General features: G+C 63.0%; 15 protein-coding genes. 4 read left to right on the plus strand and 11 right to left on the minus strand.

Annotated elements, in window-relative coordinates; translation table 11 throughout:
* The first annotated feature begins 61 nt into the window (after positions 1-61).
* The 4 genes from ACMNAY_RS06970 (at position 62) to ACMNAY_RS06985 (ending at position 3,860) form a co-directional block, all read left to right on the plus strand.
* The gene (locus tag ACMNAY_RS06970) at positions 62-565 is read left to right on the plus strand and encodes an RNA polymerase sigma factor (RefSeq protein WP_394969244.1); all 504 of its coding nucleotides are present in this window, start codon (positions 62-64) and stop codon (positions 563-565) included.
* The gene (locus ACMNAY_RS06975) at positions 555-1,076 is read left to right on the plus strand and encodes a zf-HC2 domain-containing protein (RefSeq protein WP_394977356.1); all 522 of its coding nucleotides are present in this window, start codon (positions 555-557) and stop codon (positions 1,074-1,076) included. The genes ACMNAY_RS06970 and ACMNAY_RS06975 overlap by 11 nt, the downstream gene beginning before the upstream one ends.
* 4 nt (positions 1,077-1,080) lie before the next feature.
* Positions 1,081-1,911, plus strand: coding sequence for a hypothetical protein (locus tag ACMNAY_RS06980; protein ID WP_418718907.1), 831 nt, complete (start codon positions 1,081-1,083; stop codon positions 1,909-1,911).
* Between the two features lie 98 nt (positions 1,912-2,009).
* A complete protein-coding gene (locus ACMNAY_RS06985; protein WP_418718908.1) occupies positions 2,010-3,860 on the plus strand; it encodes a CvpA family protein in 1,851 nt (616 codons plus the stop codon).
* Positions 3,861-3,912: 52 nt separating this feature from the next.
* On the opposite strand, the gene glf is transcribed toward ACMNAY_RS06985, so the two are convergent.
* The 11 genes from glf to ACMNAY_RS07040 all read right to left on the minus strand — a co-directional run bounded on the left by glf (position 3,913) and on the right by ACMNAY_RS07040 (position 18,620).
* Positions 3,913-5,013 (minus strand): UDP-galactopyranose mutase, encoded by a 1,101-nt coding sequence (gene glf / locus ACMNAY_RS06990; protein WP_418718909.1) that lies wholly within the window; start codon positions 5,011-5,013, stop codon positions 3,913-3,915.
* Positions 5,014-5,024: 11 nt separating this feature from the next.
* Positions 5,025-6,038, minus strand: coding sequence for a glycosyltransferase family 2 protein (locus ACMNAY_RS06995; protein ID WP_418718910.1), 1,014 nt, complete (start codon positions 6,036-6,038; stop codon positions 5,025-5,027).
* A 188-nt stretch (positions 6,039-6,226) separates the two neighbouring features.
* Positions 6,227-6,778 carry a GtrA family protein gene (locus tag ACMNAY_RS07000; protein ID WP_394969232.1) on the minus strand — a complete coding sequence of 184 codons (552 nt, stop codon included), beginning with the start codon at positions 6,776-6,778 and terminating at the stop codon, positions 6,227-6,229.
* 66 nt (positions 6,779-6,844) lie between these two features.
* The gene (locus ACMNAY_RS07005) at positions 6,845-9,268 is read right to left on the minus strand and encodes a glycoside hydrolase family 3 C-terminal domain-containing protein (protein ID WP_418718911.1); all 2,424 of its coding nucleotides are present in this window, start codon (positions 9,266-9,268) and stop codon (positions 6,845-6,847) included.
* Between the two features lie 88 nt (positions 9,269-9,356).
* Entirely contained in the window at positions 9,357-12,311 is a 2,955-nt protein-coding gene (locus ACMNAY_RS07010; RefSeq protein ID WP_418718912.1) for a glycoside hydrolase family 3 N-terminal domain-containing protein, read from the minus strand.
* Between the two features lie 208 nt (positions 12,312-12,519).
* Positions 12,520-13,851, minus strand: coding sequence for an ATP-binding protein (locus tag ACMNAY_RS07015; protein ID WP_394977366.1), 1,332 nt, complete (start codon positions 13,849-13,851; stop codon positions 12,520-12,522).
* Positions 13,848-14,558: a LytR/AlgR family response regulator transcription factor gene (locus tag ACMNAY_RS07020; protein WP_418718913.1), complete on the minus strand. Its 711-nt coding sequence runs from the start codon at positions 14,556-14,558 to the stop codon at positions 13,848-13,850. The genes ACMNAY_RS07015 and ACMNAY_RS07020 overlap by 4 nt, the downstream gene beginning before the upstream one ends.
* Before the next feature lie 192 nt (positions 14,559-14,750).
* A complete protein-coding gene (locus tag ACMNAY_RS07025; RefSeq protein WP_394967089.1) occupies positions 14,751-15,959 on the minus strand; it encodes an aspartate kinase in 1,209 nt (402 codons plus the stop codon).
* A 60-nt stretch (positions 15,960-16,019) separates the two neighbouring features.
* Positions 16,020-16,910, minus strand: coding sequence for a homoserine kinase (thrB, locus tag ACMNAY_RS07030; RefSeq protein WP_418718914.1), 891 nt, complete (start codon positions 16,908-16,910; stop codon positions 16,020-16,022).
* Positions 16,911-16,923: 13 nt separating this feature from the next.
* Positions 16,924-18,153 carry a homoserine dehydrogenase gene (locus ACMNAY_RS07035; RefSeq protein ID WP_418718915.1) on the minus strand — a complete coding sequence of 410 codons (1,230 nt, stop codon included), beginning with the start codon at positions 18,151-18,153 and terminating at the stop codon, positions 16,924-16,926.
* Positions 18,154-18,194: 41 nt separating this feature from the next.
* Positions 18,195-18,620, minus strand: coding sequence for an ACT domain-containing protein (locus ACMNAY_RS07040; protein WP_394967095.1), 426 nt, complete (start codon positions 18,618-18,620; stop codon positions 18,195-18,197).
* Between the last annotated feature and the right edge of the window lie 115 nt (positions 18,621-18,735).

An 18,735-nucleotide genomic window follows, 5' to 3' on the forward strand; every position in this document is an offset into this window, starting at 1 on the left:
AAGAAATGTGTAACGAAAGGGCCCGTCCGGGCCACAAATGGGGTGAAAGGGGGCGCACAGCATGGGCTCACCGCTGGAAGAACTGTTCAGCGCCTTTCACCGGGACGTGTACATATATCTTTTCAGCCTGTGCCGCGACGCCGCTTTGGCCGAGGACCTGACGGGCGAGACCTTTCTGGAGGCCGTGGGCTCCTTCGCCGCTTTCCGGGGCGAAGCGGACTGCAAGACCTGGCTGTTCACCATCGCCCGCCGCCGGTGGTTCGCCTGGCTGAAGAAGAAAAAGCGCCGTCCGGAAACCGAGGTGCTGAGTGAATTTCTGGAGTGCGGCGAGCCGGGGCCCGCGGCCCGGGCAGACGCCGCCGAGCTGTTCGCCCGGGTGCGGGCGCTGCTGGCCGCCGAGCCGCCCCGGTCGCAGAAGATAGCGTCCATGCGGCTGGAAGGATACTCCTTTTATGAGATCGGCCTTGCCTGCGGCGTGAGCGAGGCCTCTGCCCGGGTCATCGACTTCCGGGTGAAAAAGCGCATCCGCGCCGCGCTGGAACAGGAGGGATACTATGAACGGTGACATCGGCTGCGAGATCTGCCGTGACCTTTTGCCGCTGGTGGAGGATGGGGTGGCCAGCGAGGAAAGCTGCGCCGCCGTGCAGGCCCATCTGGAACAGTGCCCCGCCTGCCGTGCTCTGGCCAATGGGGCCGTACCGCCCCCCGCCCCCGACGGCGAGGCCCTTCTGCGGCGGATGCGCCGCACCCTGCGCCTTCTCACGCTGGTAGTGCTGCTGGCGGGGGCCCTGTTCGGCGTGGGGCTTTCCGGCAGCATGAACATGTTCTACAACAGCCTGTTGATGCCCGCCATGGGCGCGGCGGCCTACTGCGTCTGGCGCTGGAAGTCAGCGGCGGTGCTGCCGCCCCTGCTGGCGGGGATGAGCCTTATCTGCTGGCTCTTGCGCTGGGGCTGGGGTCTGGAGCCCGAACCCCTGCCTGGATACCTCATCTGGGCCGCCATCTACTGCGTGCTGGCGCTGGTGGGGGTGGTCATCGCGGGGCTGTTCCACTTCGCGCTGAAAAAGGAGGGCTGACGCCATGAAACGACGCATTCTCAAGCTGGCGGCCTTCGCCGCCGCCCTGGCCCTGCTGGCGGGGGTTCTGTGGTTTTCGAACGAGCTGCTGGGCAACCCGATATCCAAATTTCTGGCTGCCCGCTCCGCCCGGGAGTATCTTTCCGCCCAGTATCCCGACGCGGATTATCAAATCGAGTCGGTCAATTACAGCTTCAAATTCGGCGGCTACACCGCCGCCGTCGTCTCCCCCACCAGCATCGACAGCCACTTCACGCTGGGGCTTTCCATGACCGGACGCATCTTGTGGGACGGCTACCACTCGGTGGAGAGCGGCTGGAATACCTGGGAGCGGCTGAACGCAGAATACCGCGCCCTGGTGGACACGGTACTGGACGGCCCGGATTTTCCTTACAACGTGTTCATCGGCTTTGGCGATTTGTGGATGGAGCATGAGTACGGCGGGCCCTGGCCGCCCTATCTGCTGTACAGCGACCTGGAACTGGACGGCGAGTACGACATCCGGGAGCTGAGCAGAGCCTGCGGGCGTCTGACGCTCTATGTGCGGCAGGACGAGGTGAGCGCCGAGGAGGCGGCCCAAATTCTTTTGGCGACCCGTCGGGCGCTGGACGAGGCAAACGTGCCTTTCTACTGCATCGACTTCGTGCTGGAGCACCCCCTCACCGAGGACGGGCGTCTGCCCGAGGGGGACGTGCAGCTGCGGTACTTTGCCTATGAGGACATCCGGGAGGAGGGCCTTGTGGAGCGGGTCAAGGCCGCAGACGCCGAGGCCAAGGCCTACTACGCCGCCAAAGACGCGGAGAACGCCAAGCTCGCCGAAGAGAATTCACAATAAATTTACTTCCCTGCGCCGGGCCCCGCCTTGATTTAGGCGGGGTTTTCGGGTATGCTGTAGAATAAGCATTATTTTTAAAGAGGAAAGGCGGGAATCATTTGGCTTCTCCGTTTCAGTTCAATTCCGACAACCCCTTCGGCAGCGTGTTCGGCTTTCAGATGGGCGGCATGGGCAGCTCCGGCTTCCCCGGCGGCCAGCCGCCCCGCGGCCCCCGCAAGCCCCGGCGCTTTGTGGTGAAAAGCCCGGTGGCGCGGGTGCTGGTGAACCTGCTGGTGACGCTGCTCTTCGGCCTGGTTTACTTTTATCTGGAGCTTCCGGCGCTGAACTTCCAGGCAAAGGAGTTCTATGTTTTCATCTTCCTGCTCTGCGCGGTCTACTGCGGCACGGCCATCTTCACCTCCGGGTTTGAAGGCGGCGACGTACAGGGGTATTTCACCTTTGTGAAAAAGCAGTGCACCCTGCCCTTCTTTGTGGTGGTGGGCCTGGCGGTGGCGGTTCTGGTGGGCTCGCTGCTCTCCTGGGAGGTCATCCGCGCCGGCAGCTACGCAAAGCTTTTGACGGTGGAGACCGGCGATTTCACCAGCGAGGTGGACGAGATCCGCTACGACCAGATCCCCATGCTGGACGCCGACAGCGCCCAGCGGCTGGGCAGCCGCAAGCTGGGCGAGCTGGCGGACATGGTGAGCCAGTTTGAGATCCTGCCCACCTACACCCAGATCAACTACCAGGGCCGCCCGGTGCGGGTGACCAGCCTTGCCTACGGCGACATCATCAAGTGGTTCACCAACCGCTCCGAGGGCCTGCCCGCCTACCTCATCATCGACATGGTGACCCAGGAGGCGGAGGTAGTGCGCCTGGACGAGGGCATGAAGTACACCACCGCCGAGCACTTCGGCCGCAACCTCTACCGCCATCTGCGGTTCCAGTTCCCCACCATGATGTTCGCCGAGCCGGTGTTCGAGATCGACGACGAGGGCACCCCCTACTGGGTGTGCAGCCGGGTGGTCAAGACCATCGGCCTGTTCGGCGGCACCGACATTCAGGGCGCGGTGCTGGTGAACGCCATCACCGGCGAGAGCACCTATTACGAGAACGTGCCCGACTGGGTGGACCGGGTCTACGCCTCCGACCTTATCATGCAGCAGTACGATTACTACGGCCTGTATCAGAACGGTTTCCTCAACTCCATCTTCGGCCAGCGAGACGTGACCCAGACCACCGACGGCTACAACTACATCGCCATCAACGATGACGTGTATATGTACACCGGCGTGACCTCGGTGACCAGCGACCAGTCCAACATCGGCTTTCTGCTCAGCAACCAGCGCACCAAGGAGACCTTCTTCTACCCGGTGGCGGGCGCCACCGAGGCTTCGGCCCAGGCCTCCGCCCAGAGCCAGGTGCAGCAGATGCGCTATGTGGCCACCTTCCCCCTGCTCTTGAACATTGCCGACCAGCCCACCTACTTCATGTCTTTGAAGGGCGACGACGGCCTGGTGAAGATGTACGCCATGGTGAACGTGCAGCAGTATCAGATCGTGGAGACCGGCCAGACGGTGGCGGATTGCGAGGCCAACTACCGCCGGGCGCTGGCGGAGAACGGCCTCATCGACAATGGCGAGGCCGAGGTGCCCGATACCGAACACGCCGAGGCAACAGGCGTTCTGGCGGAGATCCGCACCGCCGTGATGGAGGGCAACAGCTACTACTTCCTGCGCCTTGAGGGGCAGGATGTGTTCTACACCGTGAGTGCTGCCGACAGCCCCATCGCTGTTATTCTGAACGTGGGCGACGAAGTCTCCATCGCCTACACCCCCGGCGAAGAGGGCAGCATCCTTTCCGGCGTGTCGGTGGAGCGCCTCACCGCGAGCACCGCTCCGGCCATTCCCGCCGGGGAGGCCACCGGGCAGGAAGAGACCGCCCAGCCGGCCGAGACCCCCGCCGCATAAACACAACAAAAAAAGACCGTTTCGGGAAATTCCCGAAGCGGTTCTTTTTTGCTTATTGCGCCTGCCAGGCGGCCAGGGCGGCCTCGATGACCTTGTCCATGTCGTAGTACTTGTACTCGCCCAGACGACCGCCGAAGAGCACCTTCTCTTCGCCCTCGGCCAGCGCCTTGTACTGCTGATACAACGCGCCGTTGGCCTCGTCGTTCACGGGGTAGTAGGGTTCGTCCCCCACCTTCCACTCGGCACTGTACTCCCGGCTGATGACCGTCTTGGGCTGGGTGCCGAACTCGAAGTGCTTGTGCTCGATGATGCGGGTGTAGGGGGTGTCGGCGTCGGTGTAGTTCACCACGGCGTTGCCCTGGTAGTTCTCCATGTCCAGGGTCTCGGTCTCGAACCGCACGCTGCGGTAGGCCAGCGCCCCCAGCTTGTAGTCGAAATAGGCGTCGATGGGGCCGGTGTAGACCACCTTGTCGGCCACGGCGTCCCAGGCGGCCTTGTCCGCCAGATAGTCAACGCCCAGTTTCACCTCAGCGCCTTCCAGCATCTTCTCCACCATGGCGGTGTAGCCGCCCACGGGGATGCCCTGGTAGAGGGCGTTGAAGTAATTGTTGTCGTAGATGAAGCGCACCGGCAGCCGCTTGATGATGAAGGCGGGCAGTTCGGTGCAGGGGCGGCCCCACTGCTTTTCGGTGTAGTGCTTGACCAGCTTCTCGTAGATGTCGGTGCCCACCAGATTGATGGCCTGCTCCTCCAGGTTCTTGGGCTCGGCCACATAGTGGGCGGCCCGCTGGCGCTCGATCTCCGCCTGGGCCTCGGCGGGGGTGATGACGCCCCACATCTTGTTGAAGGTGTTCATGTTGAAGGGCAGGTTATAAATCTCACCCTTGTAGTTGGCCACCGGGCTGTTGGTGTAGCGGTTGAAGGTGGCGAACCGGTTCACATAGTTCCACACCTCGTCGTTGTTCGTGTGGAAGATATGCGCGCCGTAGCGGTGCACCTGGATGCCCTCCACCGCCTCGGTGTAGATGTTGCCGGCGATGTGGTCCCGCTTTTCGATGACCAGGCAGGTCTTGCCCGCCTCCATGGCCTTCTGGGCAAACACCGCGCCGTAGAGGCCCGCGCCCACGATGAGGTAGTCGTAGTGTTTGTTCATCCTGCTCCTCCTTAGTTGAAGCCGACCACTTTCTGGCTGATCTTATAGGCCGCCACGGCAATGGAGCGGCCCGCCGCGCCGGGCAGGTTCATCACGATGCCAAAGAGGCCCCAGCGCAGCCTTTTGTAGACCCAGGGGTTGGACGTGCGGATGTAGTTCCACAGCTGGCGCTTTTTCTCCAGATGCTCTTTTTCGCCGCCCCGGATGAGCAGGATGGAGGAAACGGTGGTGATGATCTCCAGATAGTTGAACAGATACTTGCGCAGCCGGGGCTCCTTCACCGCTTTCAGGTCCACCTGCTCCAGCATCAGCTTGTTCACCCGCAGCTGCTGGTCGATGCGGCGGATCATCACCGTCTCGTTCACCGACTGGTCGTTGCGGCCGATGTAGTAGTGGTAGAGATCCACGTCCAGGTAGTAGAGGGTCTTGACCCAGCGCATGGGCACGTAAACATAAAGGTTATCTACATAGAAGGTGTGGCGGGGCAGCTCCAGCTTGCAGTCGCGCAGAAGCTGGGTGCGGTAGATGACCGAGTGCATCAGAATGTACTGGCCCTTGCGGAAGTGGCCCGCTTCGGCCCAGGTGAAGGGCTTGCCCTCGGGCAGAACGCCCCGGTACTCCATCACCTTTTTGTGCTTTGCGCCCACTTTGTCGTAGATGTAGTTGCACACCATCAGATCCACCGGCTCACCTTCGGCAAAGCCGCGCAGGGTGTCCAGCACCTTGGGGTAGGCCTCTTCGTCCAGCCAGTCGTCGGAGTCCACCACCTTGAAATAGAGGCCGGTGGCGTTCTTCAGACCGGCCATCACCGCGGCGCCGTGGCCGCCGTTTTCCTGATGGATGGCCCGGACGATGCCGGGATACTTTGCTTCCAGTTCGTCGGCAATGGCGGCGGTATCATCCTTGGAGCCGTCGTCCACCACCAGAATTTCCACTTCGTCGCCGCCGGGCAGCAGCGTTTCCACGCAGTGGCGCATGTAGTCCTGAGAGTTGTAGCAGGGGACCGCAATCGACAGAAGCTTCACGCTTGTCGTCCTCCTTTGATTGTTGTTGCTGTGTGCGTCAAAAGGCCGCACACAGATATTATACACGATTTTTGGAAAAAAGGGGCACAAAATTTGCACTTTTTCTTTCCTGTCAAAAAAAGAACAGGCGTTCCTATACCTATACGGTACAGGAACGCCCGTTTTTTCATTTCTGGTCGATTCGGCGCTCAGGCAGCCTTTACGCTCTCGGGGAAGATCTTCTTGTTCACGAAGAAGAACACCACCATCGAGATACCGCCGTTGAGTACGGTGGTGCCGATGTTGTAGATGAAGTCGGGCACCAGCAGGCCGGCCACCGCAACCCAGATGCAGTTGATGGAGTTGACGATGCAGGTGATGACGATGAACGCCGCCACATACCAGGCGATCTGCGGGCCGATCTTGCCCTTGGAGCGGAAGACGAAGCTGCGCTGAATGGGGAAGTTGACCACCTCGCCGATGATCATGGCCACCATGTAGGCGCAGAAGTAGGCAAGGCCGCCGTGGGCCTGGTCGTAGCCCAGGATGTTCCACTCAAAGGTCTCGCCGAACAGGGTCAGCGGGATGCCCGGCCAGCCGAAGGCGGTGTCGCCCAGGCCCGCAAAGGCCGCGGGCAAGAACTGCAGCATCAGATACTTGAACACGGTGATCAGATTGCTGACGATGACGAACAGGCCGCCCTCCCGCACCCATTTGGCGGCGGCGGGGTGCTTTTCTGCAAAGTCGTTCCAAAACTTCATTGTTGGTGTTTCCTCCTTGTACCAGGCGTTGTTCCAGGCCGCTCTGCGCCTGGTCATTGCGGGGATTCAGTTCTTCGCGGCGTTTTTCTCGGCCTTGGCGATGCGGGAAAGGCTTCGCCAGCCGCGCCATACCTGCCCCAGGCCCTTGAAGAAGTGGCCGTTGACCATCACCAGGATGCCCTCGGCCATCTCCATGCTCACCATGCCGTTCATCATCTTGGCGATGCCGCGGAAGGGCATATTGTAGATGAACAGGATGTTCAGGTCGGGCTTGCCCTGGGCGATGCTCTTTTCCTTCATATTGGTCAGGATGCGGCCCGCCAGCCGGGCGATGGGATTTTTGGCGTAGTACATCTGGCAGATGGCGTCGTTCATCTCCAGCAGCTTGGTCTCGTCCCACTTGCCTTCGGGCACTTCGCGGCCCAGCAGGGCGGCAAAGGCCTCGTCGGGCACATTGTCCAGCTCAAGGTCGTAGTAGCAGGCCAGCGCTTCCTTGTTCGCGGTGGCCTGCACGGCCTCGCCCGCCACGTTCACGCTGCCGGACAGGCGGATGTCGGCGCAGCTGGAGCCCACCATCACGGTGTACTCGCCGCCCTCCACCTTCCAGGCCTTGGCCTGCACATCGTACCAGCGGAAAGCCTTATCGTCCAGGGGGATGGTGACCCGGCGGCTCTCTCCTTCCGCCAGGCGCACCTTGGCAAACCCCTTCAGTTCCTTGGCCGGGCGCAAAATCGCGCTGCCGGGCTTTCCGATATAGACCTGCGCCACCTCGGCGCCCTCCACACTGCCGGTGTTGGTGAGGGTAAAGCTGACCTCGGTCTCGCTCACCGCAAGGTCGCTGTAGGCAAATGTGGTGTAGGAAAGGCCGTAGCCGAAGGCAAAGCGCACAGGCTTGTTCGCCGTTTCAAACCAGCGGTAGCCCACGAAGGGACCTTCCCGGTATTCGGCGGTGCGCTGACGGCCGGGCCAGTAGCGTCTCACCGGCTCGTCGGCCCATTCCAGGGGCCAGGTCTGGCTCAGATGGCCGCCGGGGCACACCTGGCCGGAGATGACCCGCAGGGCGGCCGAAGCGCCCGCCTGGCCGCACAGGCCGGTGTAGACCAGGGCCTTGCAGTGCTCCAGCCAGGGGGTCTCCACCGGGCTGCCGGCGGCCAGAACGACCACCACGTTGGGGTTCGCCGCGGCCACCGCTTTCAGCAGTTCCACCTGGTTGTTCGGCAGGCGCATATGCTCCCGGTCCAGGCCCTCGGTCTCGCTGATCTCCGGCAGACCCATGTAAAGCAGGACGGTGTCCGCCTGTTTGGCCAGGGCCACCGCCTGTTCGGTGAGGGCCTTGTCCACGGCGTCCGCCCGGGTGAAGCCCTGGGCGTAACCCACGCTCTCCAGGGGCATCTTGCCCAGAACGTCCAGCGCGCACTCCAGCTTGGTGGGGTTCACCAGGCTGCTGCCCGCGCCCTGGTAACGGGGGATGGCGGCAAAATCGCCGATGACGGCCACCTTCGCGCCGGCGGCCAGCGGCAAAATGTTCCCCTCGTTCTTCAGCAGCACCACGGCCTCCTCGGCCACTTTTGCGGCCAGCGCGTGGTGGCCTTCCTTGTCAAAGCTGCCGTCGGCCTTCTCCTTCGGGGCCACCGCCAGAATGACGTCCAGCAGTTCGTCCACCCGCTGGTCCACCACTTCCTCGCTGATGACGCCCGCCTTCACGGCGGCGGCCAGCTGACGGTCGGAGTCGCCGGCGGTGCCGGGCATCTCCAGATGGCTGCCGGCCCGGACGCCCTCCACATGGTCGTTGGAGCCGCCCCAGTCGGTGACCACGGCGCCATCAAAGCCCCACTCGTTCCGCAGAATGTCGGTCAGCAGGGTCTTGTCCTCGTTGGCATAGGTGCCGTTGATCTTGTTGTAGGAGGACATGATGAATTTGGGCTTGCCTTCCTTGACGGCGATCTCGTAGTTGGTGAGATAAATTTCCCGGAAGGTGCGCTCGTCCACCACACTGTCGCTGGCCATGCGCAGGGTCTCCTGGCTGTTGGCGGCGAAGTGCTTGGGGCAGGCGGCGATGCCCCGGCTCTGGATGCCCCGGATGTAGCCCGCGGCCAGTTTGCCGGCGAGAATGGGGTCCTCGGAGAAGTACTCGAAGTTGCGCCCGCACAGAGGGCTGCGCTGGATGTTGAGCCCGGGGCCCAGCACCACGCTCACGCCCTGGGCCACCGCTTCTTCGCCCAGAGCCGCGCCCAGCTCCTCGCCCAGAGCGGGGTCCCAGGCGCAGGCCACGGTGACGGCGGTGGGCCAGCAGGTGGCGGGCAGACTGGCGTTCAGGCCCAGATGGTCGCCCTCGCCCATCTGCTTGCGCATGCCGGTGGGGCCATCAGACAGGTAGATGGCGGGCACGCCCAGCCGCTGGACGGGGCGGGTGCTCCAGATGTCCCGGCCGGACAAAAGGCCGCACTTTTTCTCCAGGGTCATCTGCTCAATGAGTTCCTTGTGTTTCATTGCAAACTCCTTGCTCTGCGGGGTTTTACGGCCGCAGGGCGGGACCCGAAGGCCCCGCCCCGGTCAGACCGAAAAAGCGAACGTTTGGTTATTCGGCGGCGCCTTCGCCCTCAGCCACAGCCACGACGGGCTGCTCGGAAACGCGGCGCTTGTAGTTCTTGACAGCCTTGATCTCCAGGGCGGCCAGGACCAGCACCAGCACGGCGTCGATGCCGTAGCCGATCAGCTGCCAGGTGGGCAGGCCGGGATTCAGGTTCTCCTCCGCATAAGCGCGGCTGTTGACCACGGTGTAGAGGATGTTCTTGCAGGCCTGACGGGCAGCCAGCACGCCGGTGGCGCTGGTGGTGTCGGTGAGGTAGTTGGTCTCGGTGGGGTAGTTCACCAGACAGAAGTCGGTGCCGCCCCGGATGGCCTGGTCAGCGTCCATGTAGCCGTAGACGCCGAAGTAGTCGGTCAGGACCATACCCACGAAGCCCCACTCGTCACGCAGGACGGTGTTGCACAGGGCGTTGGAGGCGCCGGCCCACTCGGTGCCGACGTAGTTGAAGGAGGACATCACCGCGTCGGCGCCGCCTTCCTTCACGGCCAGCTCGAAGGGCTTGAGGTAGATCTCGCGGATGGACTGCTCGTTGGCCCAGGTGCAGAGCATGGTGTTGCGGTTGGTCTCCTGGTCGTTCAGAGCGTAGTGCTTGATGTAGGAGTACACGCCGTGGCTCTCGGCGCCCTGCACAGCCTGGGCGGCCAGCTTGCCGCTGAGCACGCCGTCCTCGGAGTAGTACTCGAAGTTACGGCCGCTGAAAGCGGAGCGGTGGATGTTCATGGCGGGAGCGTACCAGCCGGACACATCCAGGTCATCAGCCATGCGGCCGATGGAGGAACCGAACTTGTAGACGGTGTCGGTGTTCCAGGTGGAAGCCATCATCACAGTGCCGGCAAAGCCGATGGAGCCCTGCTGGGTGAAGTTGTTGTTGATGGAAGCGGGGCCGTCGCAGTCGTAGGTCTGCACCTTGCCGATGCTGTTGATGGGAGCGGTCTGGTAGCCGCCCATGGCGATGAGCTCGCTCATCTCAGAGACGGTGAGCTGGTCCAGGAAGGTATCCCACTGGGGATCGTCGTAGTCCAGACCGCGCATCTCCACCAGCTGGATGTTGTTCTTGGCGCCGGTGGTGGGCATCACGTCGTCGGCGTTGTTGTAGTTGTTGGGATCGTAGTTGGAGTTGTTCAGGAAGCTGGCCTTGGCCTCGTCGCTCATGGACAGGCTGGCGGGAGCGGCGGTAGCCTCGGCGTAGTTGGCGAAGTGGTCGGCGCGGGACAGGTAAGTAACGTCGCCCTCCACGTTCTCGAACTGGTTGGTGGGAGCGGTCAGGTCGTTGGAACGGCCCTCATCGTAGACAATGGTCTCGGGCACGTTGTACACGCGGCTGTCCAGCACGGTGTGGGAATCGGAGTTGATGCTGATAATGTAGTCGCCGGCCTCCAGCACGTAGGCAGCCTCGCCGTAGGTGTCGTAGGAAGCCATGTCCTCAGCCTTGAAGCTGATGGTCAGGGTCTGGGAAGCGCCGGGCTCCAGCACGTCGGTCTTGTCGAAGGCCACCAGGTTGGCAGTGGCTTTCTCGATGCCGCCGTTGGTGTAGGGCGGGTTGTAGAAGACCTCCACCACGTTCTTGCCGGCCACGCTGCCGGTGTTGGTGACGGTCACGTCGAAGCTGATGGTATCACCGTCCACGGTGATGTCGCTCATGGTCTGCTCGAAGGTGGTGTAGCTCAGGCCGTAGCCGAAGGGATACACAACGGTGGAGTCGTAGTCGATCAGGCCCTCTGCGGCGGCGGTCTCGTAGAACTTGTAGCCCACGTAGATGCCCTCGACGTAGTTCACGAAGCTGGGCATGGCGGTGACTTCCTCACCGCTGGAGAAGTTGGTGGAGACCACGGCGTACTCGTCCATGTTGTCATACATGAACTGGCCGAAGTTGTTGGCGATGGGGGTGTTGAACAGGTCGTAGAGGAAGGTGTCCACGGTCTTGCCGGAGGGGTTCACCTCACCGGCCAGCACCAGGCCCACGGCGTCAAAACCGTTCTGGCCGGGGCAGGGAGTGTAGACTGCGGCGTCCACACCGTACTCCTCCAGGAAGCCCAGCTCCATGGCGTTGTTGGTGTTGATCAGCACGATGACCTTGTCGAAGTTATCGCAGACCATCTGCAGCATCTCTTCCTCGCGGTTGCTCAGCTGCAGGTAATGGTCGCCGGCATCCCAGTCGTTGCCCTCGTTCAGGGTGTCGTCGTAGACGCCGTTGAAGTAGGAGTTGCCGGTCAGAGCGTCACGCTCTTTCCAGGTGCCGTCCACAACGGCGGCCATGTCGGTGGGCATATCGGCGTTCTCGCCGCCGGGACGAGAGATGACCACCAGCGCGGTGTCGGAAAACTCCTTGGCGGAGGCCATCAGTTCATCGGTGTAGGCGTTGACGTTGGGCTCGGGCAGGGTCCAGTCCTGGGCCCACATGCCCACACTGGGACGCTCGGCCTGGTAAGCCTCGTAGAAGTCCACCAGATCCTGGTTGACGTTCAGGCCGGCGTTCTTAAGGCCGGTGATCAGGTCGGTCACGGCGTACTGGTCGTTCAGAGCGCCGGAACCCACGCCGCCGTAAACGGGGGCGGTGGAAGCCCAGCCGAAGACGTTCACGTTGGCGCCGCTGGCCAGGGGCAGAGCACCGTTGTTCTCCAGCAGGGTGACGCCTTCGCTCACCAGCTCGGTGTTGACCTCGTAGGCCTCGGCCATGCTCTCCTCGGTGATGGAGCCGCCGCCCATGGCCAAGTTGATCATGGTGAACATGGGTCCGAAGCAGATGGTGTTCACCACGATGATGACCGCCAGGCCCAGGGCGATCAGGGCGCTGCTGCGGACGAGTTTCTTCTTCGCGACGGGCAGAGCCTTGCAGGCAATGATCACCGCCAGCGCGACGACGAGAACAACGCCCAGCACGATCAGATGGGTCTTCACGCTGGACAAAACGTTGATCACGTCTTGAATGTTGATGGCTAACATTTTGCGATTCCTCCTTGCATTGTTCCGCCGGGGGCGTTTCCCCGCGCGTTATCACGGTTCCTACTTTAACATAGATTTTAGGTTCGGGCGCATCGGAGGGACAAACTGCCATTTTTCCGGCACAAACGGGAAAACGCTTTGTGCAAAAGCGCAACGAAAAGCCCGACTTGTTTGTGCAGCACGCACAAGTCGGGCTTTTTTCTGGTATTTATTGGGCGGCGGAGCTGTCCTCCAGCGGCAGGAGGATCTTCAGCTCGAACCAATTTTTCCGGGTGTTCACCGTCACGGTGCCGCCGTATTTCTGGGCGGTGCGGCGGATGCTCTTGAGGCCGTAGCCGTGGTAGTCGGTGTCGCCCTTGGTGGTGAGGGGCAGGCCGTTCTCGAAGGTCAGCTCCCCTTCAAAGCAGTTCTCAAACCGCAGCAGCGCGAAGTTTTTCTGACGGGACACCGCCACATGGATGAGGCGCTTTTCCCGGTCCTCGATCTTTTTCACGCTCTCGATGGCGTTGTCCAGCGCGTTGCCCACCAGGGTGCACAGGTCCATGGGGCTCACTCCCGCCAGCACCGTGCCGTCGGCCACGGTGGTGAGATGGATGCCGTGCTTCTGGCAGTAGAGGCTCTTGCCGGTGAGCAGCACGTCCAGCACCTGGTTGCCGGTCTTGTTCTGGGCTTCGTAGGTGTTGATGTCGCTCTCCATCTCGTCCAGCCAGGCGCTGCGCCGGGCGGCGTCCGGCTCGGCCCGCAGCGCGGCGATCTGGTGTTTCAGATCGTGGTATTTGCGGTTGATGAGGTCGATGCTTTCCCGCGACTGCTGGTACTGGGCGTACTGGCTGCGCAGGATGCTGTCGATGGTCTCCAGCTCGTGGCGCATCTGCAGCTCCGCCCGCTGCAGATGATAGGCATAAAGGATGGCGATGCCCCCCAGATCCACCAGCGTGCGGATGTTGAAGATGTCGCTCACATACTGGCTGCTGAACGGGGTGTCCGCCTGGGTGTAGCTGAGGTTGCTGATGAGGAACGCCGCCGCGCCGATGATGGCCGCGTTGGCCAGCTCCCGGGGGGTGACGGTGATGGGATGCTCCGCCGCATGGCTGCGGGTCTCCAGCAGGAACATCAGGCCGAACACCGCGCCGTACACTACCGTCAGAAAGCCCAGCCGGGCAAGAAGCACATCCTGCCCCGCCAGGTTGGCGAAGTGATAGTAAAGCTGCCACTCCAGCGAAGCGCCGAACTCCGCCAGGATGAAGGCGCGCACGGTGTAATAACCGGCGTTCAGCGCGCCCCGGCCGCAGCCGAGGAACAGAAACAGGAACATCAGCGCGATGGCCCCCAGCATGCAGGGGATCCACCAGGCCAGCGGCACATCGTCGGTGGCAACAAGGAAGGCGCTCTGTGCCGCCAGCATGCCCGCCGCGATGCCCCAGAAGCGCAGGCTGGAACGTTTTGCGGGCCGCAGCGAAAGGATGTAGACAAGGCAGGCCAGCCACTCGGCCAGCGCCGTATACAGGCGGGGGATGTCCGCCAGATCGCCCGGGTTCATTTGACCACCTCGCCCACATAGTCGGTCAGCGCCGCCAGGAATTCATTCTTGCGCCCGCGGCTGATGGGCAGGGCCCGTCCGCTCACGATGGCACAGCCGTCGCGCACGCCGTCCACATGCTCCAGATTCACAAGGCAGCCCTTGTTGCACCGGAAAAAGCCGAAGCTCTCCAGCTTTTCCTCCACCTCCCGGATGGTGCCGGTGGTGGTGTGCTCTTCCCCTTCGGTGGCGAACACCAGGTTGTGGCCCTGGCTCTCCACATACAGGATGCTGGAGATGTCCAGCTTGCGGGCGCCGCCCCGGATGGCGATGGTCATGTAGCGCCGCGCCCGGCGCTTCATCCGACCGATGGCCCGCTCCAGCCGCTGGCTGAAGGCGAAGTAACTCACCGGCTTGAGCACATAGTCCAGCGCGTCCACCGCATAGCCCCGGATGGCGTACTGGGCCATGTTGGTGATGAAGATGATGACCACCTCCGGGTCCACCTTGCGGATCTCCTCGGCGGCGGTCATGCCGTCCATGAACTTCATCTGCACGTCCATCAGAATGATGTCGTACTGGGCGCGGTAGTTCTCCAGGATCTCGTCGCCGTCGCAAAAGCGCACCGTCTCAAACTCCTCGCCGCTCTCCGCGGCGTAGCGGGCCAGATATTCTTCCATCTGCTTTGCGCAGGAGTCCTCGTCCTCCACAATGGCGATGCTGATCATGGGCGTCTCTCCTTTCCTGAAATGTTGTTCGGCCGGCAGGCCGTACATTCTTTGGAACAAGTGAACAAGGCAGCGCCCGGCGCAATGGGCAAACTGCCGAAAAGGGCGGCAAACGGCACGGCAGCAAAGCCAAGGCTGCCCGCCCCGGCCAAGCAGCCGCGCCGCGAAAAATTGCTTGTTTTGAAGGCCCGGTCAGGGAATGAACACGCCGTGGATGGCGCTCACGGCCCGGTCGGCCTCTTTTTCGTCGATGATGACGCTGATCTTGATCTCGCTGGTGCTGATCATGTGGATGTTCACGTTGGCCTCGAACAGGGCCTCGAACATACGGCTGGCCACGCCGGGGTTGGACTGCATGCCCGCGCCCACAACGCTGACCTTGGCGTAGTTCTTTTCCACCTTGATCTCCTTGCCGCCGAAGCGGGGCTGGTTCTCCTTGAGCACCTCCACCGCGTTCTCGGCCTCGCCCAGAGGCACGGTGAAGATCAGATCCTTATTGCCGCCGCGGCCGGTGGACTGCAGGATGATGTCCACGTTGATGTTGCGGCTGGCCAGCGCGCCGAACACTTTGAAGGACATGCCCGGCACGTCCGGCACCTCCATGATGGAGATCACCGCCACGTCGGTGTCCTTGGCAACGCCCTTGATGAGCATTCCTTCCATATCGTCTGCTACCTCCTTCACAATGGTACCCGGCACAGGGTTCAGGCTGGAGAGCACCTCCAGCTCCACGCCGTATTTCTTGGCAAGCTCCACGCTGCGGTTGTTCAGCACCTGCGCGCCCAGGCTCGCCAGTTCCAGCATCTCGTCAAAGGTGATCTGGTCCAGCTTGCGGGCGCCGGGCACCTTGCGCGGGTCGGCGGTGTAAACGCCTTCCACGTCGGTGTAGATCTGGCAGCGGTCGGCGTGCAGCGCGGCAGCCAGCGCCACGGCGCTGGTGTCGGAGCCGCCCCGGCCCAGAGTGGTGATGTCTTCCAGGCGGTTCATGCCCTGGAAGCCCGCCACCACCACCACGCGGTTGCGGGCCAGTTCGCTTTCCACCCGCTCGGTATCCAGCCGGCGGATGCGCGCCTTGGAATAGGCGCGGTCGGTGATGAAGCCCGCCTGCCAGCCGGTGAGACTCACCGCCTGCACACCCAGCTCGCTCAGAGCCATGGCCAGCAGCGCGATGGAGATCTGCTCGCCGGAGGCCAGCAGCATATCCATTTCACGCCGGCTGGGCTCGCTTGTGATCTCGGCCGCCTTGGCGATCAGGTCGTCGGTGGTGTCGCCCTGGGCGGACACCACCACCACCACGTCGTTGCCGGCCTTCCGGGTGGCGGCCACGATGCGGGCCACGTTGAACACCCGATCCCGATCGGCCACGGAACTGCCGCCGAATTTTTGCACGATCAAGGCCAAATTTCCTCAACTCCCTCTCTCAAAGTGCCTCCCTGCATATATGTATGCGTCGGCACGGTCTTATTCTACCACAGCGCCGGTGTTATCCGCAAGCATTCGCCGCAGCGAGAACGCCAGCGTCTCCGGCGTCTCGGCCAGCAGCTCCTCGGCGCGGCCGAAGAAATCGCTGTTGTCCCGATGGACCACCGCCATGATGGTGGGGCCTGCGCCGGAGATGTACACCGCATAGGCGCCCAGGTCCCAGGCCAGCTCAAAGATGCGCTCGCCGCCGGGGATCAGGGGCAGACGGTACTGCTGGTGCAGCGCGTCCTTGGTGGCCACCTTCAAAAGTTCGTAGTCGCCGTCGCAGAAGGCGGCGGTGGCCAGCGCCGCCCGGGACAGGTTGTACACCGCGTCCGCCCGGTCCACCGTTTTGGGCAGAGCCGCACGGGCCTTCTCGGTGAGCAGCTTGAAGTTGGGGATGAAGGCCGCGAAGGCCAGCTCCTCGTCGATGGACTTGCGCACGCTGTACACCTGGCCCTCGTCGTAGACGCTGGTGACAAAGCCGCCCAGCATGGCGGGAGCCACGTTGTCCGGGTGGCCCTCGATGCTGGTGGCCAGTGTGAGCATCTGCCGCTGGGTGAGCGGCGAGCCCAGAAGGGCGTTGGCGCCCAGAATGCCCGCCACGATGCAGGCGGAGCTGGAACCCAGGCCCCGGGCCATGGGGATGGGGTTCTCCTGGCGGATGCGGATGCCCTTCAGAGGCTGGCCCAGCTGGTCGAACACCGCCTTGGCCGAGCGGTAGACCAGGTTGCCGGTGCCGGTGGGGATGAGCGTTCCGTCGCTGGCCAGAATGTCGATGCGGTCGCTCTCTTCCAGCGTGACGGTGTTGTGCATGGACAGCGCAAGGCCCAGCGCGTCAAACCCGGCGCCCACGTTGGCGCTGGTGGCGGGCACGATCACCTTTACCATCAGTATCCCTCCCTCAGTCGCTGAGCTGGCGCAGCACCAGCTCCACCTTGCCGCCCAGGGCAGTCACCTTGCGGGCAGCCTCCTCCAGGCCGCGGGGGTCGATGTGGGTCACAAGATAGGCCGCCTCGGCGCCGTCGTCGCTCACCAGCTCGCCCTCGCCGTACAGCGCGGGCAGCACGGTGGCGGGCAGCCCTTTCACCCGCACATAGCAGGCGGCGGGGGTGGGGTCTTCCAGAAGGCCGTCAAAGGGCTCGCTGGGCAGCCAGAACAGGCTGTCGTGGACCGAATCGCCCTGTTTGAGCGCGTCGATCACGTCCGCCACCACCGCGCTGGCGGTGGGCAGGCGTCCCGCGCCCTTGCCATAGAACACCACATCGCCCAGCATATCGCCCTTCACCAGCACCGCGTTGAACACGTCGTCCACGCCGGCCAGCTGGTTGGAGCGGGGCACCAGCATGGGTTCCACCGCCGCGGTCACATGGCCCTCGGCGTCCTGCTTGGCCCAGGCGATGAGCTTGATGACACAGTCCAGCCGGGCCGCGGCGGCGATGTCCGCCACAGTGATGGCACGGATGCCCCGGGTGGGAATGTTTTTGGGATAGAAATGCCGCCCAAAAGCGATGCTGGCCAGAATGGCGATTTTGCGGCAGGCGTCGGGGCCGTCCACGTCGTCGCCGGGGTCCTTGGTCTCGGCGTAGCCCAGCTGCTGGGCAATTTTCAGCGCCTCGTCAAAGCCCATTTCCTCCCGGGCCATCTTGGTGAGCATGAAGTTGGTGGTGCCGTTCACGATGCCCTGCACCTGGGTGATGACGTTGGCCGCCAGGCACTGGTGCATGGGGGTGATGATGGGGGTACCGCCGCCCACGCTGGCCTCGAAAAGAAAGGCCACGCCCTTCTCCCGCGCAAGAGCCAGAAGCTCCGCGCCGTAGGTGGCCACCATCTCCTTGTTGCTGGTCACCACACTGCGCCCGCTCTCCAGTGCCTTGCGCACATAGGGGTAGGCGAATTTGGTGCCGCCGATGGTCTCCACCACCACGGTTATCTCCGGGTCGGCCAGAATGGTGTCGATGTTATCCACAAAAAGGGCGGCGTCGGGGTGGCCGCTGAAATCCCGGATGTCCAGGATGTATTTTACCTCCACCGGCTGGCCCGCGCGGCGGCTGACGCTGGCCGCGTTGCGGCGCAGCACTTCCAGCACACCGCCGCCCACGGTGCCGAAGCCCAGGATCGCGATTTTTGCCATAGATCCGTTCGTTCCTTTCCTGCTTTGCGTTTGCGCCGGGCTCACACGCCCTGGCGGATCTCCACCACCGTGCGCTGGCGGCGGAGTTTCTGGAGCATCTCCTCCACGCTCATCTGCATGGTGTCGGTGCGCACGCTCACCGCCACCTGCGCCGCGCCGCTCTCCGGCGTGGACTGGTTGATGGTGACCACGCTGCCGCCCGCCGCGCTGATGCCTGCCAGCAGCGCCTGCAAGGCGCCGGTCTCATCCAGCAGGGTGGCCAGCACGGTGATGACCTTGCGGTTGTTCCGGGCATCGAACACGCAGTCTTTGTACTTATAAAACGCGCTGCGGGACAGGCCCGCCTGCCGCGCCGCCGACGAGATGTTGCGCACCGTGCCGCTGGCCAGCAGCTCCTTGGCCTTGAGCACCTTGATGAAAACATCCGGCAGAACGCTTGCGTCCACCAGCAAGAAACGACGTTCCATACCTCTCCTCCAAAATCCCCGCCGCCGGGGCGCGATTGTACTCGATGAAAGCACATTTGTGTCCAAAGGTGTTACAATGTTTATACTATACCACTTTGCCATGCCAAAGTGCAAG

Source organism: Candidatus Allofournierella merdipullorum, from assembly GCF_048426865.1.
Lineage (GTDB): Bacteria > Bacillota > Clostridia > Oscillospirales > Ruminococcaceae > Allofournierella_A > Allofournierella_A merdipullorum.